This is a genomic window from Exobacillus caeni (genome assembly GCF_005747095.1).
GTDB lineage: Bacteria > Bacillota > Bacilli > Bacillales > Guptibacillaceae > Exobacillus > Exobacillus caeni.
Genome location: NZ_SWLG01000001.1, coordinates 152789 through 178716, shown reverse-complemented (window position 1 = coordinate 178716; position 25928 = coordinate 152789). Strand labels below are relative to the sequence as shown.

At 39.7% G+C, this 25928-nt stretch carries 25 protein-coding genes and 1 tRNA gene; 9 read left to right on the top strand and 17 right to left on the bottom strand.

The features are described from left to right. Window positions 1-55: 55 nt before the first annotated feature. On the bottom strand, window positions 56-988 hold the full coding sequence (gene qoxA, locus FCL54_RS00910; protein WP_138122204.1) for a cytochrome aa3 quinol oxidase subunit II: 933 nt from the start codon (window positions 986-988) through the stop codon (window positions 56-58). Window positions 989-1327: 339 nt separating this feature from the next. Between qoxA and FCL54_RS00905 the strand changes: the two genes are divergently transcribed. Continuing rightward, window positions 1328-2452: a 5-methyltetrahydropteroyltriglutamate--homocysteine S-methyltransferase gene (locus FCL54_RS00905; protein ID WP_138122202.1), complete on the top strand. Its 1125-nt coding sequence runs from the start codon at window positions 1328-1330 to the stop codon at window positions 2450-2452. Between the two features lie 144 nt (window positions 2453-2596). Here FCL54_RS00905 and FCL54_RS00900 read toward each other — a convergent pair whose 3' ends face one another. Further along, window positions 2597-3499, bottom strand: coding sequence for a cation diffusion facilitator family transporter (locus tag FCL54_RS00900; protein ID WP_138122200.1), 903 nt, complete (start codon window positions 3497-3499; stop codon window positions 2597-2599). A gap of 372 nt (window positions 3500-3871) precedes the next feature. Between FCL54_RS00900 and FCL54_RS00895 the strand changes: the two genes are divergently transcribed. The 3 genes from FCL54_RS00895 to FCL54_RS00885 all read left to right on the top strand — a co-directional run bounded on the left by FCL54_RS00895 (window position 3872) and on the right by FCL54_RS00885 (window position 7458). Further along, window positions 3872-4672, top strand: coding sequence for a cytochrome c oxidase assembly protein (locus FCL54_RS00895; RefSeq protein WP_171016617.1), 801 nt, complete (start codon window positions 3872-3874; stop codon window positions 4670-4672). 297 nt (window positions 4673-4969) lie between these two features. Then, the gene (locus FCL54_RS00890) at window positions 4970-5287 is read left to right on the top strand and encodes an ArsR/SmtB family transcription factor (protein WP_138123201.1); all 318 of its coding nucleotides are present in this window, start codon (window positions 4970-4972) and stop codon (window positions 5285-5287) included. Between the two features lie 29 nt (window positions 5288-5316). Continuing rightward, window positions 5317-7458, top strand: coding sequence for a heavy metal translocating P-type ATPase (locus FCL54_RS00885; RefSeq protein ID WP_138122196.1), 2142 nt, complete (start codon window positions 5317-5319; stop codon window positions 7456-7458). Window positions 7459-7530: 72 nt separating this feature from the next. Here the strand turns inward: FCL54_RS00885 and FCL54_RS00880 are convergent, their stop codons facing one another. Next, on the bottom strand, window positions 7531-8526 hold the full coding sequence (locus tag FCL54_RS00880; RefSeq protein WP_138122194.1) for a sodium:calcium antiporter: 996 nt from the start codon (window positions 8524-8526) through the stop codon (window positions 7531-7533). A 589-nt stretch (window positions 8527-9115) separates the two neighbouring features. Here FCL54_RS00880 and FCL54_RS00875 point away from each other — a divergent pair. Continuing rightward, on the top strand, window positions 9116-9604 hold the full coding sequence (locus FCL54_RS00875; protein WP_138122192.1) for a hypothetical protein: 489 nt from the start codon (window positions 9116-9118) through the stop codon (window positions 9602-9604). Between the two features lie 111 nt (window positions 9605-9715). Here FCL54_RS00875 and FCL54_RS00870 read toward each other — a convergent pair whose 3' ends face one another. From FCL54_RS00870 to FCL54_RS00830, 9 genes are all read right to left on the bottom strand, one after another. After that, a complete protein-coding gene (locus tag FCL54_RS00870) occupies window positions 9716-9985 on the bottom strand; it encodes a hypothetical protein (RefSeq protein WP_138122190.1) in 270 nt (89 codons plus the stop codon). 60 nt (window positions 9986-10045) lie between these two features. Next, complete coding sequence (locus FCL54_RS00865; RefSeq protein WP_138122188.1) at window positions 10046-10552, bottom strand: QcrA and Rieske domain-containing protein; 507 nt, start codon at window positions 10550-10552, stop codon at window positions 10046-10048. Window positions 10553-10690: 138 nt separating this feature from the next. Further along, on the bottom strand, window positions 10691-11302 hold the full coding sequence (locus FCL54_RS00860) for a class I SAM-dependent methyltransferase (RefSeq protein WP_138122186.1): 612 nt from the start codon (window positions 11300-11302) through the stop codon (window positions 10691-10693). Window positions 11303-11498: 196 nt separating this feature from the next. After that, a complete protein-coding gene (gene copZ, locus FCL54_RS00855; protein ID WP_138122184.1) occupies window positions 11499-11705 on the bottom strand; it encodes a copper chaperone CopZ in 207 nt (68 codons plus the stop codon). Between the two features lie 91 nt (window positions 11706-11796). Continuing rightward, complete coding sequence (locus FCL54_RS00850) at window positions 11797-12030, bottom strand: SHOCT domain-containing protein (RefSeq protein ID WP_138122182.1); 234 nt, start codon at window positions 12028-12030, stop codon at window positions 11797-11799. A 34-nt stretch (window positions 12031-12064) separates the two neighbouring features. Then, the gene (locus FCL54_RS00845; RefSeq protein ID WP_138122180.1) at window positions 12065-14104 is read right to left on the bottom strand and encodes a heavy metal translocating P-type ATPase; all 2040 of its coding nucleotides are present in this window, start codon (window positions 14102-14104) and stop codon (window positions 12065-12067) included. Window positions 14105-14684: 580 nt separating this feature from the next. Beyond that, window positions 14685-15431, bottom strand: coding sequence for a L,D-transpeptidase family protein (locus FCL54_RS24535; protein WP_171016616.1), 747 nt, complete (start codon window positions 15429-15431; stop codon window positions 14685-14687). 250 nt (window positions 15432-15681) lie between these two features. Further along, window positions 15682-15754, bottom strand: a tRNA-Ala gene (locus tag FCL54_RS00835). A gap of 113 nt (window positions 15755-15867) precedes the next feature. Continuing rightward, on the bottom strand, window positions 15868-16176 hold the full coding sequence (locus tag FCL54_RS00830) for a YggT family protein (RefSeq protein WP_138122178.1): 309 nt from the start codon (window positions 16174-16176) through the stop codon (window positions 15868-15870). 110 nt (window positions 16177-16286) lie between these two features. Here FCL54_RS00830 and FCL54_RS00825 point away from each other — a divergent pair, with 110 nt between their 5' ends. Continuing rightward, entirely contained in the window at window positions 16287-17279 is a 993-nt protein-coding gene (locus tag FCL54_RS00825; protein ID WP_246055096.1) for a potassium channel family protein, read from the top strand. On the opposite strand, the gene FCL54_RS00820 is transcribed toward FCL54_RS00825, so the two are convergent. Beyond that, the gene (locus tag FCL54_RS00820) at window positions 17270-17680 is read right to left on the bottom strand and encodes a YugN-like family protein (RefSeq protein WP_138122176.1); all 411 of its coding nucleotides are present in this window, start codon (window positions 17678-17680) and stop codon (window positions 17270-17272) included. The two genes, FCL54_RS00825 and FCL54_RS00820, sit on opposite strands and share 10 nt — an antisense overlap. Window positions 17681-17796: 116 nt before the next feature. On the opposite strand from FCL54_RS00820, the gene FCL54_RS00815 reads away from it, so the two are divergent. After that, window positions 17797-18297, top strand: coding sequence for a DinB family protein (locus tag FCL54_RS00815; protein ID WP_138122175.1), 501 nt, complete (start codon window positions 17797-17799; stop codon window positions 18295-18297). Between the two features lie 43 nt (window positions 18298-18340). Here FCL54_RS00815 and FCL54_RS00810 read toward each other — a convergent pair whose 3' ends face one another. Then, window positions 18341-19699, bottom strand: coding sequence for a glucose-6-phosphate isomerase (locus FCL54_RS00810; RefSeq protein WP_138122173.1), 1359 nt, complete (start codon window positions 19697-19699; stop codon window positions 18341-18343). Between the two features lie 641 nt (window positions 19700-20340). Here FCL54_RS00810 and FCL54_RS00805 point away from each other — a divergent pair. Next, window positions 20341-21318 (top strand): M20/M25/M40 family metallo-hydrolase, encoded by a 978-nt coding sequence (locus FCL54_RS00805; RefSeq protein ID WP_138122171.1) that lies wholly within the window; start codon window positions 20341-20343, stop codon window positions 21316-21318. A 123-nt stretch (window positions 21319-21441) separates the two neighbouring features. Here FCL54_RS00805 and FCL54_RS00800 read toward each other — a convergent pair whose 3' ends face one another. Next, a complete protein-coding gene (locus FCL54_RS00800; RefSeq protein WP_138122169.1) occupies window positions 21442-22605 on the bottom strand; it encodes an iron-containing alcohol dehydrogenase in 1164 nt (387 codons plus the stop codon). 170 nt (window positions 22606-22775) lie between these two features. Here FCL54_RS00800 and FCL54_RS00795 point away from each other — a divergent pair, with 170 nt between their 5' ends. Beyond that, entirely contained in the window at window positions 22776-23006 is a 231-nt protein-coding gene (locus FCL54_RS00795) for a DUF378 domain-containing protein (RefSeq protein ID WP_138122167.1), read from the top strand. A gap of 45 nt (window positions 23007-23051) precedes the next feature. Here the strand turns inward: FCL54_RS00795 and yugI are convergent, their stop codons facing one another. Together yugI and asnB are read right to left on the bottom strand one after the other, a co-directional pair. Further along, complete coding sequence (yugI, locus tag FCL54_RS00790) at window positions 23052-23483, bottom strand: S1 domain-containing post-transcriptional regulator GSP13 (protein ID WP_138122165.1); 432 nt, start codon at window positions 23481-23483, stop codon at window positions 23052-23054. A gap of 137 nt (window positions 23484-23620) precedes the next feature. Beyond that, on the bottom strand, window positions 23621-25537 hold the full coding sequence (gene asnB, locus FCL54_RS00785) for an asparagine synthase (glutamine-hydrolyzing) (protein WP_138122163.1): 1917 nt from the start codon (window positions 25535-25537) through the stop codon (window positions 23621-23623). Window positions 25538-25928: the final 391 nt, after the last annotated feature.

Below are 25928 nucleotides of genomic sequence, written 5' to 3'. Positions count from 1 at the left end.
TGACTCCCTTCGGAAATAAAATCTTAGTTAAAAACTGGTCACTTTCCAGTAAGTTTTATTCGTTATGTTTGTTGTGGCCCTGGCTAGAACTTTCTTCTGATGAAGCTGATTGATGTTCATCGGCTTCCATGTGGCCGTCTTCCCCATCTTCAGATCCATCCATGTGGTGTTCCGGAGCCGGAGAGAAGTCTAAGTGAGTACCGGTGAACGTTAACCTTCCGAGATGACCTGGTTCTAACAGTTCTTCAAACTTTTCTTCGCTAAGAGGTTTTGCAGTATCTTTTACCTCATCTACCCACTCATCAAATTCGTCCTGCGTCATCGCTGTCACATCAAATTTATTTTCAGCAAAACCTTCACCACTGAAGTTTGAATTTCGACCCATATATTCGCCAGGAGTGTCAGCTGCAAGATGAAGCTTTGTTACATGGGCGTTCATCGCATACTTTTGACCGCCAAGCTGAGGAATCCAAAAGCTTGTGATCGGGCCGTATGAATATAATCTAAACTCAAGCGGACGATCTGTTGGGACATTAAGATAGTTAACCGTCTCAATTCCCTGTTCCGGATAACTAAAATGCCATTTCCAGTCAGAAGATGAAGCATAAACGACTAAAGGTTCTTTATCCCCGTATCCTTCCGGTGCACTTTCAACGATATAGTTACTCTGGACAGAAATAAACGATAGAACTGCGATGATAATAATCGGGATCCCAACAAAAATTCCTTCCACCCATTTGTTACCTTCAATATGAGGTGGTTCATATTCTTCCGGTTGTTTGGAAGCGCGGTACTTCACTAACATGACAATTAATAATGTAAAAACGACTAGTACGATTCCTAACATGATCCAAATCGTAAGCATAATGTCACCGGCAAGCCTTTCAGCTTGAGGTCCTTTTGGATCTAAAACTGTTAATGGTTCACATCCTGTCAGGACAGTAACAATACTTAAAACTACTGCTATCAAAGCCCATTTGAACTTCATAGAAGCACACCTCTTCTTTCTGAGAAAATCTATCTTCAAGCTCAACTAGTAATCTTATAGTTCACATTTTAACAGGATTATTTGATCGGATTGTGAAGTAGTGAACTTTGTCACAAATTCGCAAAAAATATTTGACAAACCTTTGTCAGTTATCAGAACATTGTCACTAAATACTTCAATTGAAAAGCGGCTCAAAGCCAGTTTGTGGGTTGATATGCAAAAATTCCTTACCCTGCCGTTATACATATAGGGGCATATTTTAGGTTTTAAAAAACATTCTATGTTACTATTTAAAAAACAGAAATTTCTTAAATCTTATTAGTAGAAAGAAGGTATACCATGGCTGACAATTATAAAACTTCACTACAACAAGACAATCACCCGCCTTTTCGTGCTGATCAGGTAGGCAGTCTTCTCAGGCCTGAACGGCTTAAGAAAGCAAGAACACAAAAGAATAGCGGGGAAATAAGCGCAGAACAGCTGCGAAAAATCGAGGATGAAGAAATCATTCGAATTGTTAACAAACAAAAAGAAATTGGTTTGCAGGCTGTGACTGACGGGGATTTTCGCAGGGCATGGTGGCATTTTGATTTTCTCGAAAAGCTTGATGGAGTTGAGGGGAGCGAAACCGGAAGCGGTATCCAGTTTCAGCAAAAGCAAACGAAATCTCGTTCTATTAAAGTAACAGGTAAACTGGGTTTTAGTGATCATCCCATGATAGAGGATTTTAAGTTTTTACATAGCATTGCTGGCGACCATACCGCAAAAATGACGATTCCAAGCCCTAGCATGCTTCATTTTCGAGGAGAAATCGACCCGGCTGCTTACCAGGAACAGGAGATGTTCTTTCATGACCTTGCACTAGCCTATCAAAAAGCCATCCAGGCTTTTTATGATGCAGGATGCCGTTACTTACAGCTTGATGACACTTCATGGGCATATTTCTGTTCAGAAGAAGAAAAGGAAAAAATGCGTGCTCGCGGCATGAATCCCGATGAATTGACCGGTTTATATGCCCGAACAATCAATGAAGCGATCGCAGAACGTCCGAGTGATATGAAGATCACCATGCATATCTGCCGTGGGAATTTCCGCTCGACCTGGATCTCTTCCGGGGGGTACGAGCCTGTTGCAGAAACATTATTTGACGGCCTTAATATCGATGGTTTTTTCCTTGAATATGACAGCGAACGAGCAGGTGGATTTGAACCGTTACGCTTTGTAAAACGCCCGGACCTTCAGATCGTACTCGGTTTAATCACTTCTAAATTCGGAGAACTGGAAGATAAGGATGAAATCAAGCGGCGGATAGAGGAAGCCTCTCACTATGTTGACTTAAACCAGCTAAACTTAAGCCCACAATGTGGATTCGCTTCTACTGAGGAAGGAAACTTATTAACAGAAGAACAACAATGGGCCAAGTTGGAGCATGTTGTAAATATAGCGAGGGATATTTGGAAATAGGACCATCAACTTTTTAAGCTAGTCTTGCAAGAATTAACAAAACCATTGCAAAAAGGAAGCATCAGTAAGTACCGGTGCTTCCTTTAAAATGTATAAATATAGGAGTTAGCCAAAAAACTGAAGATTCTAAGGTAGGTAAACGCTTTAATGACAGTATTCGCATTCTTGATGGAGAATAGTTCCTTCGACTTCAACCTGGATAGTAGTATGTTTTAAGTTAAAGTCCTTTTGTAACAATTCCGTTGCTTTTTCTAAAATGTCATTTTGGCGCTCTTCTTCTATGATGACTAAGTGACATGTCAAACTTGGAAAGTCGGATGTAATTGTCCATACATGAAGATCATGGACATCTTTTACCCCATCAATATTCAATAAAGCCTTCTCTATTTTCTCCACTTCGACGCTTGAAGGCTTGCCTTCCATTAAAACGTGAACAGACTCTTTAGTTACGCGCCAACCGCTAACAAGTACAAGAATGGCTACTATTATACTTGCGATTGGATCTGCATAGCTCCACCCCAAAAACATAATTAGCAAAGCTGCTACAATCGCTCCAACTGAACCCAGTAAATCACCCAGGACATGTAAAAACGCACTTCTTAAGTTGATGTTTTCTGAAGTATCTCCGCCTTTATACATTATAAACGCGACAAGAATATTTATGCCAAAGCCGATCAAGGCTATGATCAACATACCAGTACTGGCTACTTCTGGAGGAGTAATGAACCGGTTATAGGATTCCCAGAAAATATATATAGAGATCCCCAGCAAAGTTATCCCATTTAGAAATGCAGCCAGAATTTCAAAACGCTTATATCCAAAGGTTTTACTAGCATCTGAAGATTTTTCCCCTAATGCAAATGCAAGTAAGCTGAGTCCAAGTGCTACAGCATCGCTAAGCATATGACCAGCATCTGATAGTAACGCTAGACTGTTTGTAACAATGCCTCCGATGACTTCTACCACCATAAAGATTGCAATTAGTAGAAAACTAATTAATAATGTCCGTTTGTTTGCATTATGAGAATGATCATGTTCTGCTCCCATTTCATCTCGCCTCCCTCACCTATACTATTCCCCAATAAAACCAATCTTTAATCCATAGATGAGCATGTATTCATACTTTTTTAAACAGTAACCTGTTTTAATTTAAATGGCTCTTTTCGCATACTTTGTTGCCTAAAAAGCTTCGCATGAGAGATGAAATGCGGCGTAAGTTACTGCTGATCACTACGGAAATTTAATTAACTACTTACAGAAAAATAGATTAAAATCTTTACCCTACTCTTTTAGTACCCTCCCAACGACCACCTATATATGATAATATGTGCATATAAGTTATTTTATTGAAAGGAGAGAGTTACCATTAATCATCCACTAACCTTCTTTGACTTATGGAACCCATATTTATTAGTTATTTTGATACTATTAGGATTCATTTATTTCAAAACGTTAAATAAGTACACTAAAAGCTATTCAAATGCTTTTCTAACTGTAAAAAGACGCAAAGTTCTCTTTGCAATTGCCTTAGTATTTTACTTTATTGCTGAAGGAAGCCCATTAAAAGCGTATGGCCACTATTTATTTAGTTTTCATATGACGAGCATGGCCATCGTTTATTTAATTGTTCCTCCGTTAATTTTACTTAGTTTACCAAAACCTTTCTTTGATCCGATACTAAAAAAGCATTCTGTAAAAAAAGTGTTTTCATTTTTCACTTTTCCGCTAGTGTCTGTCGTTTTATTCAATGCGGTGTTTTCCTTTTATCACGTGCCAGCAATCTTTGACTACCTTATGAATAACATGCTGCTAATGAATGTTGCTTTTTATGTCCTACTGCTATTGGCATTTTTATTTTGGTGGCCGCTTGTCACCCCTCTCCCTGAGCTAAATGAGATATCAAATCTAAAAAAGCTTGGATATATCTTTGCTGCTGGTGTACTGTTAACACCCGCATGTGCCTTAATCATTTTTGCCAAAGATATATTGTATGAGACTTATCTAAATGCACCAAGAGTGTTTTCTGTTTTTCAGTTACTTGATGATCAACAAGCAGCTGGGATCATAATGAAAATCATTCAGGAAATTGTTTATGGAACAGCATTAGGAATCATTTTTTTCCAGTGGGCTAAAAAAGAAAAGCGCCAGGATGAATCTGTAACATCAGAAATGAAAGTTTACGAGCAGCGTATGGAAAACGTTAAATTGGAAGGAAAATAAGTATAGAAGTGTTTCCTTCCTTTTTTAACCATATTGGAAGTTGCGATTTCTTCAAACTAAAACTATTAAAATGAAAAATCACCTTGTATGAGGCGGATTTTTTTGATTATCCTGTATTCGTTTGGAAAATCCAGATACTGGCGATTGCAATTTTCCTTTATGTTATCTGATCCATTGACAAGCAATAATATCTCCAGTAACATTTACGATAGAAACAATATGAACAGATGAACATATATTACATTAAGTGCATACCTTTATAAAAGGAGAGTTAATCCAGTGGAAAATAACGAAAATATGGAAAAAAAATCAACCATTGAGTTAAAAGAACTTGATGAAGAAACCTTATTTATGGTTTCTCAAACATTTAAAGCATTATCGGATCCTACAAGAATCCGCATTCTTTTCTTATTGTCACAAAAGGAATGCTCTGTTAACGAAATCGCGGAAGATCTTTCTCTTCGTCAGTCAACCGTTTCACATCAGTTAAGATTCTTGAAAAATCTCCGATTAGTGAAATTCCGAAGAGCCGGTACATCGATTTACTACTCTCCTGAAGATCAACACGTTTTGTCACTACTGAACCAATCGATCGACCATGCACTTCACGACTAAAAGATGACAGAAAGGAGGCACTCAGGGTTATGAAGGAATACCGTTTGCAAGGACTGTCTTGCCCGAACTGTGCCCAGGACCTCGAAGATCAGATAAAGAAACTCGAGAACGGCGAATCTGCTAAACTAAGCTATAATTCCGGCAAGTTGAAAGTAGATGACAACATAAAGTTGGATGAAGTAGAAAAGATCCTCGCATCAGATAATGCATCCCTTGTTAAAGAGAAGCAGAATCACGATCATGGTCATGACCACGGACACGATCACGACCACGGTAATCAAAAAACGCTTATCCTCTTACTGTCTATTTCAACAGCTATCTTTTTAGCGGCCATTTTCACGGAAAGTAAAGTAGATGCATCGTTAGCAATCTTTTATTTATTAGCGATGGCACTAAGCGGATACCAGACTTTCCTAAAAGGGATAAAAAATCTTTTTCAGTTAAAATTTAATATCGAAACATTAATGACGATCGCTTTAATCGGAGCAGTGTCGATCGGGGAATGGAAGGAAGGAACCCTTGTTGCGATCCTGTTTGGATTGAATGAATTACTTGAAGGTTACGGGATGGAAAAAGCCCGAAAATCGATGGAAAAACTACTGGATATCGCTCCAAAAGAAGCTACTATTATACAGGATGGACAGGAAAAGATAGTATCTATTCAATCGTTAAAGATAAATGATACTGTTTTGGTACGGGCGGGAGAAAAAATCCCTTCAGATGGTACCATTGTATCCGGCACTAGCTCTGTAAATGAAGCAGCTATTACTGGTGAGTCGATGCCTGTTGAAAAACAAGTTGGCGAAGAAGTGTTTGGAGGCAGCATTAATAACGAAGGAGTTTTAAAAGTCCAGATTACAAAGGCTTATGAAGATTCCTCACTGGCAAAAATACTGCACCTTGTAGAAGAAGCCCAGGATACAAAAACGCCAACGGAGCTTTTTATAAACCGATTTTCAAAGTATTACACACCTTTAATCATGGTCATTTCAGCAATTGTTATGGTGTTCCCTCCTCTACTGTTTGGAGGAAGCTGGGGAGAATGGTTTTATCAGGGATTAGCAGTTCTTATCGTGGGTTGCCCATGTGCGTTGATCCTATCATCTCCTATCGCAAATATTTCGGGTATCACGAGAAACGCCCGTAACGGCATTCTCATAAAAGGATCGGTTTTCCTTGAGCAACTGGGTAAAATCGATACACTCGCGTTTGACAAAACTGGAACATTAACAATTGGAGAACCGTTTGTACAAAAATACGAAGTCTTTGACCAGGAACGCTTTTTCCCTGTTGCTTCTGCTGTTGAAAAGTCCTCTTCTCACCCGTTAGCAAAAGCGGTCATGAGAAAAATAGAGGAGTTTTCAATCGTTACGAAAGAAGCGGAAGATATTGAAACAGTTTCAGGACAGGGGATTGTTGCAAAAGTCGATGGACAAAGATATTGGGTTGGTAATGAAAAAAATATCGAGCACCTTGTCATCCCTGACCCCATAAAGAAAAAAATCAATGAAATGAAAAACGATGGATTAACCCTTGTCATCGTTGCCGATAAGGACCAGATTCTTGGAATCTTCGGCATTTCCGATCAGATACGGGAAGAAAGCCGGTCTGTCGTTGCAAAACTCCATCAGGTTGGTATAAAAAATACTGTGATGCTAACAGGAGACCACGAAAAAACAGCCGAAAAGGTAGCCAAACAGGTAGGCGTGAAGAGTTATTTCGGGGACTTACTGCCTGAAGAAAAAGTGCAACAAGTTAAATCATTAACTAATAATGGAAAAGTGGCGATGATAGGAGATGGCATTAATGATGCTCCAGCACTTGCTACAGCTGATTTAGGAATAGCCATGGGAAAAGGAACTGACAGTGCGATCGAAACAGCTGACATCGTACTGATGCAGGATCACTTAGGTAAACTGCCCGACGCGATATCAATTGCCAAACGTGTTAACCGAACGATTCGATTGAACCTTTCGTTAGCATTAGGACTTAAATTAATTGCCCTGTTATTAACTATTCCTGGTTGGCTAACACTCTGGATTGCGATTCTTGCAGATATGGGAGCTACCATCCTTGTTACCTTAATCAGTCTGACCATCTTATGGCAGGGAAAACAAAAAAGGGACCCTTCTTCTAACGAGGAAGTAAAAGGTGAAGTACAACTATCTTAATTGTAAAATCCGGTTATGAAAGGTAACCGGATTTTATTTTGTAATGGTATAAATAGCAAGGACGATTAATTACTAATAAACACCAATTACTCCTAAAATAATGACCAAATACAGAATGTAAAGGGAATTCAAAATAAGAATATCTTTTAATTTTAAGCCTGTTTCCTTCTTATAAATGACTAATAATGAAAAAACAGCAGGAATCAATGCAACAAAAACAATGTTGACCCAGTATATTTGAAAATTGCTTATCGGAGTCGTAACTATGGCCAGTGGAAAGAAGCCCAGTGTCATAGTAATCGCTTTATCTCCAATTACACTTGTACTCCCCGCTGTAGGCTGGCCACTGCTTACCACTTTCCATGTTTTAAAAACTTCTGGAACCGTGCTTAAGGTACTCGTAATAAATAGGCCCCCGATTACCAAGGAAATACCTATATAATCGATAATATGCTCAGCAGCCCTTACTGTAAAATAAGCACCAAATACAACAGCAAGAACTCCAGAAAGTGCCAGAAAAATCTCTTTTTTGTTCCAATCTACTTCTTCTCCTTTTCCTTTTCCTCTCCACAATGCCTGGCCTAAATAGATAAAAAAAGCTGCTAGTATGATCCACCCATCTACGGGTTGTAGCCCTCTCCAATCTTCGGGTATCGTTAAAACTGCTACAAGACCGACAATTAAAAGATAAGGAACCGTAAGCACATAAACAGAGCTTTTCGGCAAAGCAAAAAACTTGTTTTCTAAATGTTGTTGGTGCTCTTTCCCGTTTGTTTTAAAAGACTTCCTGGAAGCTATATATGCGGTTGTCATGATGAGTGGCAGAGCGATGATATTGGAACCTAACATATTTCCAAGTCCGATGTCTGATACGCTCCGTATTGCACTTACTGTACTAATCCCTACTTCGGGACTCGCTGTTACTAAAGCAAGTAAGCTGGCAGCTGCTACCTTTGAAAATCCCCATTGCTTACTAAGCTTTTTAAGAGGTTTAGCCAGCTTGCCCGAGCCCCATTTTGCCGAACTAACAGCTAATAGTAAAACGAGACCCCAAATCCATACATTCATCCAATTCCTCCACTTTTTCAGGTATTCTCTATAAATCGTTTCCCTAAAGGAGGAGTAATCTAACTTATAGCGGACTATGGATAAAGGGAAAAAGAAAATTTTAACCTTTTCGATAAAGGCTCCTACCAGAATTTATAGTTCGGATTTTTCTCTGGCTAAAATACTTTTGTCCCAGCCTCTTTTTGTTTCTTTTTATTCTTTCATTGCCATTTTGACAGTGCCGCTAAATTTGTCCCATGAAAGGTAGTATACATTTCTTTTATTCATTTCAGGATGCATTTCTTAATATAGGTTGTTGGCTTGACCAAAGTTAACGTTATTGTTTCCCGAATTACCGTATGATAGAGCTGCGTTTCCTAGACCCGTCATAAACAATAGTGTTGCTACCAATCATGTTCTTTTTCATAGGATCAACTCTCTTTCTTATTATACTTATAACTGAACCCAATAATTTGGGCATTAGTTCAGAAATAAAGAACACAGAATGATCGTAACTACTTTTTAAAAAAGGCTTTTATGCACATTTTCTGCAAAAAATCTGGGTATGTAGCAAATTGTAGCTAAATAATATTCCAAGGAGGTTTTAATGTTGAAAATGACAGATACCGGTCTTATGGCCGAACATTTAGTAATTCATGACGGTGTGATGCACAGACTAATGGACAATAAACTACATGTACAGGATGAAAAACTTCGTGAGATCATTTCAAAACAAATCGATATTTTAAAAGATCACGCTGTTACAATGAGTAAAATGCTAGGCGCGGAAGAATCAATTAACTTCGATGATAAAAACACAAACACGGACAAGCATGCCAGTACTGTATATAGAGACAGACATATTGCACTGGATGGAATGTTCACCGCTAATGCCTTAGCAAAAGAGAACTACTCCCACAGTACGGTAATGAAAAATAAGGGTGTTAAAGAAACCCATGTTAGAATGGCGATGGATCAATTAGAAATTGCTAAAGAGTATGAAAAAATTATCAAAGAAAATAAGTGGACTGTACAGCCATCTAGTTCTTCTGAAGAAAGATCTCAAATAGTTAAAAATTTCAAGGAACTAATTGGATAAAAGATGTCTGAAAGGGGCGTTTATATCAGTAAACGCCACTTTCAGATTTTGTTTTAGTAACGAAGGGATTTTTAGCAGAAAGGATTAAACTACCTAACAAAGCTAGTAAAATTACAGGGCTTTTAACACCACTCTTCTTTTCTCTCGGTCAACATACACTGAAAACATCTGCAGGTTCTTAAAGTTAGCAAGAAGAACAATTTCAGTGGGAATCAACACACTTCCACCTCTGCCAATCGTACATACAATATCTGTTTCCTCTCCAGGCTCTTGTATCCATAACTCATCTTGATGAAGTGTAATCGAGGCATCTTTTCCTGGTTGCAAATCAAACTCCTCTCGCCACTTCGCCGGAATATAAAAACGCTTATTTCTCTTCAACTCAAAAATTTTCCTTGAATGAAGAAACATAAAATTCACCTCATCAAAAGGTTCGTTACGTTAATTTTCTACTCTTTTAATTGGGCTTACAATATCAACATACAGATTTTCTTCTTTTTCAACAACTCCAAAAAGATCCAACGGTCTGGGTGGAGGTCCACCAGTGTTGATGCCGGCCTGGTTATACTCCCCACCATGACAGGGACATAAAAAAGTAACTTCTTCACTTCTCTTCGACTCATCTGCAAGTGGAACGGTACAACCAAGATGCGTGCAAACAGGGGACATGACGATTATATCCCTTTTGATCCCTTTCGTTACATAAACAAACCCTTCTATATCACGGTCTGTCCATCCATCTTCAATAGTAGTCTTATAATTTATCTTTTTAGGAAAAGGTCCCTTTGTAACTTCATCGATCGGTCCCAGATTTACTAAAGAACCTGGTACTGAACTTTTAGAGCTACAACCCGCAGTGACAAGAGGAAGCCAGCTTGTAGCAAGAGCTACTCCCATAATGGTTTTTGCAGACCCTTTTAGGAAACCCCTTCTCGTTAAGTCTCCCACAAAATCACTCCCTTATTTTATAACTCTACCTACTATCTAACCATGAAATTTGCATTTTTTATGAATTATAAAAATATTTAACTTACTATGGTTCACTAAGTTATTAAAAAGTATAGACAGATGAATTCAAACGATTTCTCATATAACTGTTAAGGTCAACTTTCTCATAACAGAACCGAACAACTTTTCATTTTTTTCAATGCTTAGCCCTGCTGCTTTTATATTCTCTATCGTTCTACGGTTTATATTGGCCCCCCATAATCTAACGACAAAAGGATTTATCACATCCATAATCGGCCCTAATACTACATTTTCACTCCTCATGTGTTCAAGCATGAAAATCCGGCCGTTTGGTTTGCACACCCTTTTTAATTCTTCTAACCCTTTTACAGGATCTGGGACTGAGCAAAAAACACATGTTGAAATAACATAGTCAAAAGAATTATCAGGAAATTCAAGATCCTGTATATCCATTTTCCTCAATGTAACTTTATCTTGGAGATGGTTACTGGCGACTTTTTTGCGAGCCTGCTTAAGCATGCCCTCACTAATATCGATACCTGCTACCTTAACCTGTTCAGGATAAAAGGGTAAATTTGCACCCGTTCCTACTCCAGCTTCTAAAACTTCACCGCTGACATGCTTTAATAACTCCTTTCGCCATTGGTGTTTAATCATGGTATCCATAAAATCGTAGACTCCTGAAACACGATTGTATCGCTCACTGATCACTTTATTTAAATCTTTCATCCCTGTCCCCTCTTTTACTGTTTTTATTCATTTTTCATCCTTATTTCCCTTTTTAGGATACAAAGAAATCGTGCATATCTTGTAGAGATGGAGGACAAAACTTTGACAAGATTACGATGAACAGTGGAAACAATTTGCTTTCAAAAAATCAGAATGCCACAATTAATTTGGACATTCTGACTTTGATTTCTCAACATTACGCTACATCATAACTTTGTTCTTCTATGGCTTCTTTCATGCTATCCAGGTTTGTTTTTGCCTCATCATATGTGACATCAACTTTACCTGCTTCTAGGTTAACGTTCACATCTGTTACGCCTTCTAAATCAGTAAGCGCTCCATCCACTGCCTTTTTGCAGTGGCCACAAGTCATTCCTTGAACGTTTAAAGTAGTTGTTTTCATAGTAAAAAACCTCCTCATTTTTTTGCCGGCTATGTTGCTGTTCACTATTAAAGAGCAAGGGAATCTTATCCATAATGCTTTAACTATTGAATTACTTTTGTAAGTTGTTCAATTTTCTGTGATATTCCTCTTCTGAAATTTCTCCTTTTACATAACGCTCTTCTAAAATGGCACGCGCATTAGATGATGTGCTACTTTGATTTTTGTTTTGGATATTCCGGACAAAGTAAACGACAAGGAAGAGAATAATAGCTATGATAATGACTGGAATGAACCAGCCAAACATCCCGAATCCTCCTCCCATCATATTACCACCATTCATCATATCTAGCTCACTCCTGTTCTAGTTTTTTTCACAATTATACTTTCAACAAACGAGCATTAACCGCTACGATAACCGTACTTAGTGACATTAATACCGCTCCTACTGCTGGACTTAACACAATGCCAGCGTTATATAAGATTCCCGCTGCAAGCGGAATGGCGATAATGTTATAACCAGCAGCCCACCACAGGTTTTGGATCATTTTTTTATAAGTGGCTTTTGACAGGTCTATAATGGAAACTACATCTTTTGGATTGCTTTTTACAAGGATAACGTCCGCTGTCTCCATTGCGACATCTGTTCCTGCGCCTACAGCAACGCCAAGATCTGCATTCGCAAGGGCAGGAGCATCATTTACACCATCGCCTGTCATCGCGACTTTTAGTCCTTCTTGTTTTACTTGTTTGATTTTATCAGCCTTTTCGTGAGGGAGAACTTCTGCATACACTTCATCGAGATCCAATTGGTCGGCTACCCAATTTGCAACCTGCTTGTTGTCCCCCGTTAACATCATCGCTCTTATCTTCAGTACTTTTAAGCGCTGCATAGCATCTTTCGAACTGTCTCTCACTTTGTCGGCTAATGCGAACATGGCAGCTAGCTTGTTTTCTATCAACACAAAGACTACAGTTTTACCTTCTCCAGATAATTGCTTAAAGGTTTCAGTATCATATTTAATATTCTCATCAGCCATGTAACCTGGACTGACCACCATTACTCTTATTTCATCGACCCTTCCCTGAAGTCCTTTACCGGTAATAGATTGAAACTCATCTGGTTCGACTAATTTTATAGAACGATTTTCAGCTTCTTCAAAGATTCCTCTTGCGATCGGATGTTCAGATTGAGCCTCAAGAGAAGCAGCAAGCATAACTACTTCATCCTCTTCAAATCCGTCAGAAACTTTAATGTCAGTTATACCAAACTTGCCTTCTGTCAAGGTACCGGTTTTATCGAAGACGATCGCATCCAGGTTTCTTGCTCCCTCAAAACTTGCTCGATTACGGATTAACAGCCCTTTTTTAGCTGCCAGAGCTGTGGACCTTGCAACAACCAGAGGCGCTGCCAACCCTAGTGCGTGTGGACAGGCGATAACCATTACAGTGACCATTCGTTCCAGTGCATACACAAAGCTAGCTCCAGTAAGCATCCAGATTACTAACGTAAGGATTCCGGCCAGCAGTGCAAGATAAAACAACCACCGAGCTGCCCGATTCGATAAATCCTGTGTCCGTGATTTAGATTCCTGTGCCTCTTTTACCATCGTGACAACCTGGGATAGATAACTATCTTCACCGGTCTTTTCAACTGTTACCGTTAATGACCCTTCTCCGTTGATCGAGCCTCCGATAACTTCATCATCTTTGAACTTTTCTACTGGAACGGATTCTCCGGTCAACATTGATTCATCAAGTGAAGATTCCCCTTTTAGAATCGTTCCGTCAACAGGGACTTTTTCTCCTGGTTTGATCAACACTTTATCTCCCTGTTTTAATTCGGATGTTGGAACATCCTTCACGTTGCCCTCTTCATCGATCAAATGGGCTTCAGAAGGCATCAGTTTAACCAGTTCTTCCAGAGCACGTGAAGCTCCCATGACAGATTTCATCTCGATCCAGTGCCCGAGCAGCATGATATCGATCAGCGTTGCAAGCTCCCAGAAAAAGTTCTTTCCTGAAAGGCCGAATACGGTAAGTGAACTGTATCCGTAGGCGACAGTGATTGCCAGGGCAATGAGCGTCATCATCCCGGGTTCCTTTTTCTTTAACTCATCCCAGGAACCTTGAAGAAACGGCCATCCTCCATAAAAGAATACAAAAGTGGAAAGTCCAAATAAAAGGTACATATCTCCGGTAAAACGAAATTCGTAACCAAGGAAATCCTGAATCATTGGAGATAAGAATAAGATTGGAATCGTGACCAATAGCGAAATGTAGAATCTTCTTTTAAAATCATCTACCATGTGTGCGTGATGTGAAGCATGGTCTTCCTGTTTCCCGTGTAGGTGGTCATTTTGGTGGCCGTGATTATGATGAGAATTGCTATGATTTTCATGATGATTGCTGTGATCCATTGGTGATACCCCCTTAACAATTAACCTTATACACAAGTCTTACCCTTAAATTGTGCAGAAAATATGGAGAATACATATCTTATTCAGCAAATTATATTTTCATAAACTAACTACAGATTAATAACAATCTTAGTAGAAAGTTTTTATAAAAATTGCCTTCGATCGCATGGTTCATTTACGGAATAAGTGAGCATCTTTGCAATCTTCCCTGTAAACGAAGCCTAAAAAGCGAGGTGATTTAATGTGTTTAATACTGTTGATACGACGAGGGTCTATGCAGATGATCCTGTTTCCATGGCAGTTCAAGTATCTTCTATGACTTTTCCAGTAAAAAATATACCATGGCGTCCTTCTTCGGTCGTGTTGGTACCAGAAACTCCATTCCCATACAGTCTTATCGGTGCTAGTATAGTTCACTTTCCGATCAATGCCTCATTTTTATTTACACACCGATGCTACCTTCCTTCCATTGTTTTACAAGATAGTTATACTCAGAAAGCAAAGCAGGTTTACACCCATAAGAAAACCAGCCTACGGAAAGAGCTTTTCTATGGCTGGTTTTGCTTTTTATTCTTTTTTATTATTTATTGAATAATGCTGCCCTTGTCTTTGCGCCTACAATACCATCGGCCACTAACCCTTTCGATTTTTGAAACTTCTTTACAGCACTCAAAGTCTGTGGGCCAAAAGATCCATCAGCTGTAATGTTTAGTTTTCGCTGAAGGATTTTAACCGCTTCCCCTTTGCTACCGTATTTTAAGGTTACATTGAAGGTTTCATATCCAGCTACTACTTTCTTTGCTTTGCCAACTCCGTATTTTTGAGCTAACGCGGCAAAAGAAGAAGAAGAACTTGTGATATAGACCGGAATATTCATATCAGCTCGATCAAACAACCAGATGATATCTTTATTGTACATCCGGATGCATCCATTGGATGCATAGGTTCCGATAGAGGAGGGATTGTTCGTTCCGTGAACTCCGTAAACATTTCCAGAAACATGTCCCCAATCCCCAGGGACTTTAATCCCGAGCCACCTTGCACCCAATGGGTTCCGGGCATCGCCACCCGGAATATTACCTGTATACCAGGGCCTGTTTTTCACCTTATTAACGAGAGTAAACTTCCCTTCTGGCGTTAAATTCTTCGTTCTACCTGTTGCAACGGGGAAAACTTTCTGAAGGGTACTTTTTTCATAAAAAGCCAGCTGGTTAGTCCTTTTGTTAATAATAATCGCTTCGTCTTGTGAGGCCTCTACCGACGTAACCATCAAGCTTAGACTCATTCCCACAATCCCAATTGCAAAAGTGATTTTTCTAAGAAGCATTCTCTCTCCCCCAATTAATTTCCTTAGTTAATATGGAAATATTATACTTTCGCAATAAGAAAGTTGATGGAGAAAGCTGTTGTCGAAGTTAAGAAATGTTCGGGTAGAAAAGACAAAATGTGTATTAGTTTCGATGACTGGATAATTGGTTTTCTCTGGTGGAAACGAAAACACAAATAAAAAACACCCTTTCCTTTCTGTAGTAACAGAAATAAAAAGAGTGTTTAGTGAAAGACTTCATGTTAAAGTATGGAGCTTAGGGGGCTCGAACCCCTGACCTCTACGCTGCCAGCGTAGCGCTCTCCCAGCTGAGCTAAAGCCCCGCAATATAAAATCACAATATCGACAAAAATAATTTTAGCACAGTACAAATATTATTTGCAAGATAGGAAATGAAAATACTTCCCTCTTCTAATTAATAAAGGGAAGTATTTTTTTAATCTCCTCTAATCAAGTGAACAACCTTTATTAACAACGACCCGATGATGCTATAGATAATAAGTGCAAACAGTGCGGAAAACTCAATCACAAACCTTCCGTCTAGCTCAGGGGATGGAAAGATTCCCTGAAATGGAGCCAGGAGCGGTCCTGATGTTGCATACAACCACTGCACAAACGGGGCGTTAGGATTGGCTCCAAAAAGCTTTAAAATGATTCGAATGCCGATGATCGCTTCGACAATTCCAACGATCGTATTGATTAAAGGTATGATAAATGAGCGCTGTCTGCTTTTTCTTGGCTCCATGTTGATCACTCCTTGCTTTTTTCTTCCCTTTTATTTTTTTCCGAAAACTAAAGGATGATAGTTTTTTAGTGGTAATAACTGGGCATAATGAGTTCGGAGGTGGTTAGACAATGCGTTTAAGAATGTTTACTACATTTTTTCGTACCCATATTTTATTACAGTTAATTTCCATAATACTTTTAGTTATCTTTGCGATTGGCATCACCATTCATTTTGTGGAACCCAAGAGTTTTCCTACTATCTTTGACGGCGTTTGGTGGGCGCTGGTTACCGCTGCTACGGTCGGATATGGTGATTTTGTCCCTAAAAGCACGTTAGGCAGGTTGATCGGTATGTTTCTCATTCTTTCCGGAGCCGGGTTCGTCACTTTTTATATGGCTAAACTCGCTTCCTCTTCGCTTATGGGGCAAACTGCATTAAGAAAAGGGGAACGTGAATTTCGCAGAGAACACCACCTAATCATCGTCGGCTGGAATGAGCGGAGCAGAAGTACGATTGATTATCTTTTAAAGGCTCGTCCCGGACTTTCTATTGTTTTAATAGACAATTCATTAATGGAAAACCCTCTTGAAAAAGAAGGAATCCATTTTATAAAAGGGAATCCATGTGAGGATAGAACACTAAAAAAGGCTAACGCAGAAAAAGCCGAAACAATCCTAATTACAGCGGATCAATATAAGAATGAAAACGAAATGGATATGCAATCGATCTTAACGCTACTCACAGTTGAAGGGCTCAACCCTTCCATCTACAGTATCGTTGAAATACTTTCTCCTGAACAAATCGTGAACGCACAAAGAGCGGGAGCAGATGAAGTAATCCAGAGCGCGAACATCTCGAGCACTATGATGATCAATAGTCTTTTTCATCCAGGTATCTCGCCAATTTTTCTTGATATTTTAACAAATATAAACCCTAACAAAATTACATATGAAACAGTATCCGGGGAATTTGCCGGGAAAGAATTTTGTGATGTTTCAAAAAAGCTGATTGATAAAGACGCTCTATTGATCGGAATCAAACGTGATGAGGAATTAAAGTTAAATCCGGCCCCTCCTTTTCCGATAAAAGAAGGCGACCGCCTCTTAATTATTCAAAAGTAAGGAGATAAAGCATCTTCCATCCTTTTTAGATGCTTTTCTCCAACATCTAACCATTTGTCATCAATATCTGCGTCTTTGTCCACCGGTTCTGAAAACTGGTCGATCGATCCTGTCCACTGCCAGGTATGAACATGGTCGTCTAAACCTTCCTGATAAATATGGGCAAGTAAAAACGGCTGGCCGATTTTTACAACAGCTCCATCCTGGTCCAACTGCATTTTAACCGCTTCAATCGGCACTCGCAGGAATAAGTATCCATCTTCATCATCAATTTTATAATCAAAATAGCCATGGTCCCATTCCCAATTGCCCCCGTAGCTGAATCCAAGATTTCTCAGTTCTTCTTCCATTACACTAAGCTCAAGCTGCTTTCCTTCCACAGTTGACTCTAACGGAATCATCGTTACATTCCTCCTTCACTATTTCTAACGTTATCGTGTCCAATTTTCAGCCAAATTACCAAAAGGATTTTACCTATACGGAAGCGAAGTTTTTTTATGCGATAGGAGGAGATAAAATGAAAAACGATATTCTTAATCATTCTGATGCTTATATCAAATGGGTAAGCCAACTTGAAGAGCTTGCTCCAGAGAACTGGAACCAACCGATTAAAGACGGGAAGTGGTCGGTAAATGAGATAGTCGCCCATCTTCTAAAATGGGACGGCTATTTAATCGAACAGATTCCAGCCATAACCGACCAAAAGCAGATCACCTTCCCAGACCACGATTCATTTAATGAAAAAGCCAGTGAATACGCTAAATCTAGAACTACGCAAAAAGAACTGATCGATGAAGCAGTTGAATCAAGAAAAAAATTAATGAAGCTTGTTAATAACCTTTCCGAAGAAACACTGAAACAGCATATTACAGTAAACTCGATAACTCATTGCCCCCATACAGGCGAGCCTTATTCGATATTGTATTTACTTCAGGAATTCGGTGAGCATGACAAGCATCATGAAAAGCAAATCGAACAATTTTTAGAAAACAAAAGAACTGCATCGTCTACAAATTAAATGATTACATAAAAAAGGAGTGCACGGGGCACTCCTTTTACAGTTAATCATTAAGGCGTTTTTCTAGCTCTTCTTTTTCTTTTTCAAATCCTGGTTTTCCAAGAAGCGCAAACATGTTCTTCTTATATGCTTCTACTCCTGGTTGGTCGAAGGGATTTACTCCAAGCAAGTAGCCACTTAACGCACATGCTTTTTCAAAGAAATAAACAAGATAGCCAAAGTGGTATGCGTTCAACTCAGGAATGTTGACGATTAAGTTAGGAACCCCTCCGTCTGTATGTGCAAGCATCGTTCCCTGGAATGCCTTCTTGTTTACAAAGTCCATCGTCTGTCCTGCAAGGTAGTTAAGCTTATCCAGATTCTTGTCGTCTTCTTCAATAATGATTTCTTCTCGTATGTTCTCTACGTTAAGCACAGTCTCGAAAAGGTCGCGGCGGCCTTCCTGAACGTATTGTCCAAGGGAGTGAAGGTCTGTAGAGAAATCTGCAGACGCAGGGTATATTCCTTTGTTGTCTTTTCCTTCACTTTCTCCAAACAGCTGCTTCCACCATTCAGAAAAGTAATGCAACGATGGTTCATAGTTGACCAGAAGCTCGATCGTCTTGCCTTTGTTATACAGCGCATTTCTTACAACCGCATACTGGTAAGCGGCATTATCAGAAAGCTCAGCTGTGCTTAAGTCTTCAACTGCAGCCTGTGCACCTTTCATCATGTCTTCGATGCTCACTCCGCTCACAGAAATCGGAAGCAAACCGACAGCAGTAAGAACGGAATAGCGCCCGCCAACATCGTCAGGAATGACGAACGTTTCATATCCTTCTTCGTTCGCAAGGGTTTTTAAAGCTCCTTTTTCCTTATCTGTTGTCGCATAAATACGGTTTCTAGCTTCGTCTACACCGTATTTCTCCTCAAGGAACTTTTTAAAGATACGGAATGCAAGTGCTGGTTCTGTTGTTGTTCCTGACTTTGAAATCACATTGATCGAAACATCTTTTCCTTCAATATAGTTTAGTAATTCTTTTGTATAAGTGGAACTGATATGGTTACCAACAAAGATGATCTGTGGCGTTTTTCTCTCTTCTTTTTCAAGGAGATTGTAGAATGAATGATTAAGCATTTCGATCGCTGCACGTGCGCCAAGGTACGATCCGCCGATACCGATTACAAGCAACACATCAGAGTCGCTTTTAATTTTTTCAGCAGCTTTCTCGATGCGTGCAAATTCCTCTTTATCATATTCATTCGGCAGGTCGAGCCAGCCCAGGTAATCGTTTCCTGCCCCTGTTTTATTATGTATCATGTTATGTGCTGCTTTCACAAGTTCGCTCATGTAAGAAACTTCATGTTCTCCGATAAAAGACAAAGCTTTTGAATAATCAAATGTTACTTTATTTACAGTCATTCCTGTTCCTCCATTTATATAAGATTTAGGAATCTAATAACTCTCCTTTCCACTTTATCGAATAGCTTTTTGTAAATCAAGCAGGCTACTAAATGTAAACGCATCCATTGTGGATTTTTTATTTTCTTCGCAATTCAAAAGCTTTTTTTTCTAATTGGTTCTTAAGTGAACTTGCTGGAGAAATCATTTTTCCGGTTTATTCCGGCTGATCAGATTTTTGTTCCGGCCCGTTATCTCCATGTTACGAAACATCTTCACGCCATAGCGGAATGAATCAGGATTGGGTACTATAGTTGATACAATAGGCTGTCCGCATGAATAAGCATGCCTTTTCCTCCTTGCAGTTTAGCCTCCTTTTGAAGTTTTTGATCGGTTCGATAACTCCGATGCCAGCTGGCCAAGGATTCCTCCAATACGTGAAAACCTCTTTTCCATCGTTAATCCCTCTTTTTCCTCTTATTAAATGATGCAAGTTTCCTGGTATTTTGCTGAACACTGGAAAACATTTCATTTTCCTGGGAGTATTGGACAGCTCCTTTTCGCTCATTTTTTAAAATGTGAGAATTTTCAGCGCAATTCTCTCTTTTTTTCTTTAGAATAGAGTCAAAGTTCCATACGGTTAATAGGAAGGGGAATCAAGCATGAAGCAAAGAAAGGCTTTACTGGTATTGTTTGCTCTGGCATTAGTATTCACAATGTATTCTTCATTAGCACTTGCGAAACCGCTTACGAAGAAAGAAGCCCCTGGTTCAATTGCGTATAACCATGTTACTGTTCTCGCGGATGATTTCGGCGACCGGCAGGCAGGCACGGCAGATGAGCAGAACACCCAGAAGTATATTACTTCTATTTTCGACCAGTTAGGCTATAACCCTTCTATTCAAGAGTTTTCCTTTGAAAGGAACGACCAGGAAATTGACTCTTCAAATGTTATCGCAGTAAAAAAAGGAAAGTTTGAACAGGAAATTATCATAGGTGCGCATTACGACACTGTTAACGATGTACAGGGTGTCGATGATAACGGTTCAGGCGTAGCCGTGATGCTTGAGGTGGCAGAACGATTACAAAAAGCAAAACCCCACTATACGATAAAATTCGTTGCATTCGGTGCAGAAGAAAGAGGGTTGCAGGGTTCCAAATACTATGTTTCCCGGATGAGCCAGGAAGAAGCCGATAACACGGTGGCGATGATCAACCTGGACAGCCTTGCTGCCGGTGATCATATGTATGTTTACGGAGGAGCTGGTGAAAAAGGCTGGGTTCGGGATCTCGCCCTTGATATCGCTGAAAAGCGCAAGCTCGATGTGAACACTAACCCGGGAATAAATGAAGATTATCCGGCTGGCACAACCGGAGACTGGAGTGATCATGCCCCATTTAAAAACGCGGGAATACCATATGCTTACTTCGAGGCCACAAATTGGGAGATCGGAGCACTCGATGGATATACCCAGACAGTTAAACACGGAGAAATCTGGCACGAACCAGGAAAGGATACACTGGAATTCATCCAAACCGAATTTCCCGGAAGGATGGAAAACCATCTCAGTACCTTTTCACAGCTATTAACAGAACTGGTCCTTAAAATCAATTACGGCACCGTACAAAAGTCTAATTAAGTTTATCCACAATTTCTTGGGGGTCAGACCCCTCAATAACTGTTAATAACATTGATAACATAAAATCAGCTTTTAAGAAGATTAAAAAAACCTGGGAGCCGGAGCTCCCAGATTTTTTTGTTTTTATAGCGAGTTGCGAAGGATTTCCACTACATCTTCGCGGTTTAATTTTTTAAAGTTGCCGAATTCGCCGCGCGCCATTGCTTTGTCTGCCACTTCGTCGATTTTAGAATCGTCGATGTCATAGTCAGCAAGGCGGGAAGGAGCTCCGATGCTGCTCCAGAACTCACGCAGTTTTTCAATTCCAGCAAGCGCCACTTCACGGTCTGATTTTCCTTCTGGATCTACATTGAATACGTTGACTGCCATCCGAACGAATCGGTCGACATTCACATCAAGAACATGCTTCATCCAGTTTGGGAATAAAATCGCAAGGCCGCCTGCGTGAGGAATGTCATACACAGCAGATACAGCATGCTCTATATTGTGGGAAGCCCAGTCTCCTGTGATTCCCATCTGGAGGGAATTGTTCAAAGCAATCGTTCCGCTCAACAGGATCGTTTCACGGTATTCGTAATTCTCCAGGTCTTCCACTAGCTTAGGTGCTGTTTCGATTACTGTTTTTAATACACCTTCTTGCATGTTCAGCATTAATGGTGTATTTGTTTGTGGATGGAAATATTGCTCAAATAAATGTGACATCATATCTACCATGCCGTACACAGTCTGATTCTTCGGTACTGTGAACGTATTTTCCGGATCGAGAATCGAGAATTTCGGGAAACCGAACGGACTGCCCCATCCGTACTTCTCGTGTGTTTCCCAGTTCGTGATCACTGATCCCGCATTCATTTCTGATCCGGTTGCAGCAAGTGTTAGTACAGTTCCAAACGGCAGTGCGTCTTTTGGAACTTCTTTTCGTGTTACAAAATCCCACACGTCCCCTTCATACTTCGCCCCTGCAGAAATGGCCTTTGTGCAATCAATTACGCTTCCGCCGCCTACAGCCAGGATAAACTCAATTCCTTCGTTCCTACATATATCGACACCTTTATGTACGGTAGATAAACGAGGATTCGGTTCAACACCGCTGAGCTCATGGACTTCAGCATTCATTTCTTTTAAGTAGCCCATCACTTTATCATATATATTGTTCTTCTTTATGCTTCCCCCACCGTAAACAACAAGCACTTTTGTTCCATATTGAGGGATTTCATTTTTCAGTTCTTCCATCTGGCCTTTCCCGAAAATCAATTTAGTCGGGTTCTGGTAAGTAAAATTATCCAATATCTTCAACTCCTTCTTCTGAGTTAGTTATATTATGTCTGATATTCCATATAAAATAAAGAAATCTGATTGGGAGGAAAAATATTTTTTATATTGGAGTGCATAAATTTGTCTTTAGTTTGTCATTCTATAACTGAATTAGATTCTTTATACCTAAAGGAGGTTGAATCATGAGTACACTACAACGTATTGCATTAATATTAGTAATTATCGGAGCAATCAACTGGGGACTTATCGGTTTCTTCCAGTTTGATCTTGTGGCAGCAATATTCGGTGGGCAAAACGCAGCACTCTCTCGCATTGTCTACGGACTTGTTGGTTTAAGCGGCCTTTACTGCCTGACGCTTCTGTTTAAACCATCAGAAGAACTGACAACTGAACCTGAAGGAGAAACACCATAAAAAAGAAAAGGAGACAAGCTGCGATAGCTTGCCTCCTTTTTTATACTACTTTTTCATGCGTTTATTTAATTGGGCCTGGCGTTCGTTGGACTCTTTTAACCAGTCTTTTAGCTTGTCTTCAAGCGTATTGAATCCTGGAGGAGTTGAAGCTCCTTTTTTGTTGTTATTACCGCCACGGTTTCCGCCGCCTGCAGGCTTGCCAGCTGGTTTTGGTCTTTCAGTTCTTTCCGGCTTAGGTTGAGTAGCACGGATTGAAAGTGAGATTTTTCCAGACTCTTCGTCAATGGAAAGAATTTTAACTTTTACTTCGTCTCCCACTGAAAGTGTATCTTCAATATTTTTCACAAATCCATGCGAAATTTCGGAAATGTGAACTAATCCCTGGTTGTTTTCGTCTAACGCAACGAACGCACCGAAAGGTTTAATTCCAGTTACTTTCCCTTCAACGATATCACCGACATTATATTGTTCTGCCATGAAAACACTCCTAACTATTTTTTCAACTGTATTAGTATATCATAAAATTACTTTTTCCACAAAAAAATGAGGGGAATTTCCCCCCTCTCAGCTTTTCTCGTCCAGAAATCCCTTATTTCTCTCTATAAATCCCTCGTTTATCGTTTCGCGTACATGTAATCCGATTGATTCTCTTCTAAGGAAGAAAGGTTTTCCTGTCTTACATGGTTTTGCTCTACATATAACTGGTGCCAGATCAGGAATACGAGCACTGTCCATATTTTTCTGGAATGATCGAATTTCCCCTGCGCATGCTCGTCAAGTTTTTTTAGTATAAACTGCTTGTTTATTAAGTGATCCGTAGGGCTTTTATTGATAAGATTCTTTGCCCAGTCATACAACTCATTTTTCAGCCAGTGGCGAATCGGTACAGGGAATCCTAACTTCTTATTATATAAGACGGAATCAGGAACGACCCCCCTCATCGCCTCACGAAGTGCGTATTTAGTTGTATTATTAGCAATCGTTTCACTCGGATCGAGCTGGCTGGCAACATGAAAGACTTCTTTGTCAAGGAACGGTACACGTAATTCAAGCGAATGGGCCATCGTCATTCGGTCAGCTTTCACAAGAATGTCACCCCGAAGCCAGGTATGCATATCGACGTACTGCATTTTGTGAACATCGTTATAATGGGCAACCCTTTCATACATGTCCCTTGTAATCTTCGTATAAGGAGCAGAACTATCATAATGAACAAGCAGTTTTTGTTTTTCTTCTTCTGTAAAAATTTTAGCATTTCCTATGAAGCGTTCTTCGATCGGCGTTGTGCCTCTCTCCAGAAAACTTTTTCCTTTCATTCCTACAGGCATCCATTTTGATAAAGAGCGAAGTGCCCCTCTTGCTGCTCCTGGCATCCGCTGGAACATCTTCAAAGAACCCGGTTCCCTGTATATGTTATACCCGCCGAACAATTCATCTGCACCTTCTCCGGAAAGTACGACCGTCACATGCTTACTGGCTTCTCTTGCCACAAAATAAAGCGGTATCGCCGCAGGGTCTGCTACAGGATCATCCATATGCCAGACAATTCTTGGCAGTTCCTTTATAAACTCCTCGGGACGAATAACGTAATGTATATTTTCTACTCCCAGCTTTGCTGCAGTATCCTTAGCGATATCTATTTCACTGAACCCTTCTCGTTCGAATCCAACTGTGAATGTTTTAATAGAAGGATGAAATTCCTTTGCCAGTGCAACGATCGAGCTTGAGTCAACACCACTGGATAAGAAAGCTCCCACCGGCACGTCACTTCGCATATGAATGTTTACGGAATCCCTTAGTGTATCGCGAATTTTTTTAATGTATTCATCCGTGTTATGGTTAGATGGCTGAAAGGAAGGCTTCCAATAAGCTCTAATGTTCATCGGCTGGCCCGGCTTTTTCGTAAAGTAATGACCCGGCTCAAGTTTGAAAATATCTTCAGAGATCGTTGCCGGCTCCGGCGGGTATTGATATGTCATGTAGTGCTGCAATGCTTGCATATTTACTCTGTCCTTTTTCTGAAGCCAGAGAATGCTTTTCTTTTCGGAAGCGCAATATAATCCGTTATCATCTTCCATGTAATAAAAAGGCTTTATTCCAAATGGGTCGCGTGCTCCGAATAATCTTTCTTCTTGTTTGTCCCAAATTAAAAAGCCAAACATCCCACGAAGTTTCTTAACTGCCTCTTCCTTTATATCGCTATATAAAGCTAAAATTACTTCCGTATCAGAATTGGTTTCAAATTTTAAACCTTTTTCTAGAAGTTCTTCACGAAGTTCTAAATAATTATAGATCTCACCGTTAAAAATAATCCAGTAGCGGTCATTTTCATAAGACAATGGTTGGCGTCCATGCTCGAGATCTATAATACTGAGCCTCCGAAAACCGAACCGAACAAACTGATCAACAAAAAACCCCTCATCATCCGGGCCCCGGTGGGTAATCAGTTCAGACATTCCTCTTAATTGCTTTTCTTCCTCCTCATCAATGTTTAAAGCAGTGTTATACATATATCCTACAAAACCGCACATCGAGCGGTCACCTGCCCTTCTTCTCCTTAGGAAACCAAACATCCATTTAACTACTGATTATGACGTAACATCAGGTAATGGGGTTTCAAAAAATAAATGAATATCTTTACTATCATGACCATATAATAGGTGATTTATATCAGTATGTAGTACATCGAAGATACTTTTAAATAGTACGATTTATTATAATAGTATGGAATCGAGGGGCTCAAATGATATTGGTTGGATTTTTCGTGAACAAAAGCGGAGAAAATTCCTTATTTTTCCTTCTATTTCCCTATTTCCTTTTCTCACATTTTTAAACTTTTTAATTTTGTGAGACAAATTCCAAATTAAGGCATTTTTTATCCGGGGAAATTTTTATTTTTAGAAGGAAGCAGATTGATACTGT

Excerpts from the sequence above, each read along its gene's own strand:
- FCL54_RS00900 (WP_138122200.1), bottom strand. The coding sequence starts at position 3,499 with ATGGGAGCAGAACATGATCATTCTCATAATGCAAACAAACGGACATTA.
- FCL54_RS00825 (WP_246055096.1), top strand. The coding sequence starts at position 16,287 with ATGCGTTTAAGAATGTTTACTACATTTTTTCGTACCCATATTTTATTA.
- FCL54_RS00885 (WP_138122196.1), top strand. The coding sequence starts at position 5,317 with ATGAAGGAATACCGTTTGCAAGGACTGTCTTGCCCGAACTGTGCCCAG.
- FCL54_RS00820 (WP_138122176.1), bottom strand. The coding sequence starts at position 17,680 with ATGATTCCGTTAGAGTCAACTGTGGAAGGAAAGCAGCTTGAGCTTAGT.
- FCL54_RS00880 (WP_138122194.1), bottom strand. The coding sequence starts at position 8,526 with ATGAATGTATGGATTTGGGGTCTCGTTTTACTATTAGCTGTTAGTTCG.
- FCL54_RS00905 (WP_138122202.1), top strand. The coding sequence starts at position 1,328 with ATGGCTGACAATTATAAAACTTCACTACAACAAGACAATCACCCGCCT.
- FCL54_RS00815 (WP_138122175.1), top strand. The coding sequence starts at position 17,797 with ATGAAAAACGATATTCTTAATCATTCTGATGCTTATATCAAATGGGTA.
- FCL54_RS00860 (WP_138122186.1), bottom strand. The coding sequence starts at position 11,302 with ATGAAAGATTTAAATAAAGTGATCAGTGAGCGATACAATCGTGTTTCA.
- copZ (WP_138122184.1), bottom strand. The coding sequence starts at position 11,705 with ATGAAAACAACTACTTTAAACGTTCAAGGAATGACTTGTGGCCACTGC.
- FCL54_RS00890 (WP_138123201.1), top strand. The coding sequence starts at position 4,970 with ATGGAAAAAAAATCAACCATTGAGTTAAAAGAACTTGATGAAGAAACC.
- yugI (WP_138122165.1), bottom strand. The coding sequence starts at position 23,483 with ATGGCAGAACAATATAATGTCGGTGATATCGTTGAAGGGAAAGTAACT.
- FCL54_RS00805 (WP_138122171.1), top strand. The coding sequence starts at position 20,341 with ATGAAGCAAAGAAAGGCTTTACTGGTATTGTTTGCTCTGGCATTAGTA.
- FCL54_RS00850 (WP_138122182.1), bottom strand. The coding sequence starts at position 12,030 with ATGATGAATGGTGGTAATATGATGGGAGGAGGATTCGGGATGTTTGGC.
- asnB (WP_138122163.1), bottom strand. The coding sequence starts at position 25,537 with ATGTGCGGTTTTGTAGGATATATGTATAACACTGCTTTAAACATTGAT.
- FCL54_RS00830 (WP_138122178.1), bottom strand. The coding sequence starts at position 16,176 with ATGGAGCCAAGAAAAAGCAGACAGCGCTCATTTATCATACCTTTAATC.
- FCL54_RS00845 (WP_138122180.1), bottom strand. The coding sequence starts at position 14,104 with ATGGATCACAGCAATCATCATGAAAATCATAGCAATTCTCATCATAAT.
- qoxA (WP_138122204.1), bottom strand. The coding sequence starts at position 988 with ATGAAGTTCAAATGGGCTTTGATAGCAGTAGTTTTAAGTATTGTTACT.
- FCL54_RS00795 (WP_138122167.1), top strand. The coding sequence starts at position 22,776 with ATGAGTACACTACAACGTATTGCATTAATATTAGTAATTATCGGAGCA.
- FCL54_RS00810 (WP_138122173.1), bottom strand. The coding sequence starts at position 19,699 with ATGACTGTAAATAAAGTAACATTTGATTATTCAAAAGCTTTGTCTTTT.
- FCL54_RS24535 (WP_171016616.1), bottom strand. The coding sequence starts at position 15,431 with ATGCTTCTTAGAAAAATCACTTTTGCAATTGGGATTGTGGGAATGAGT.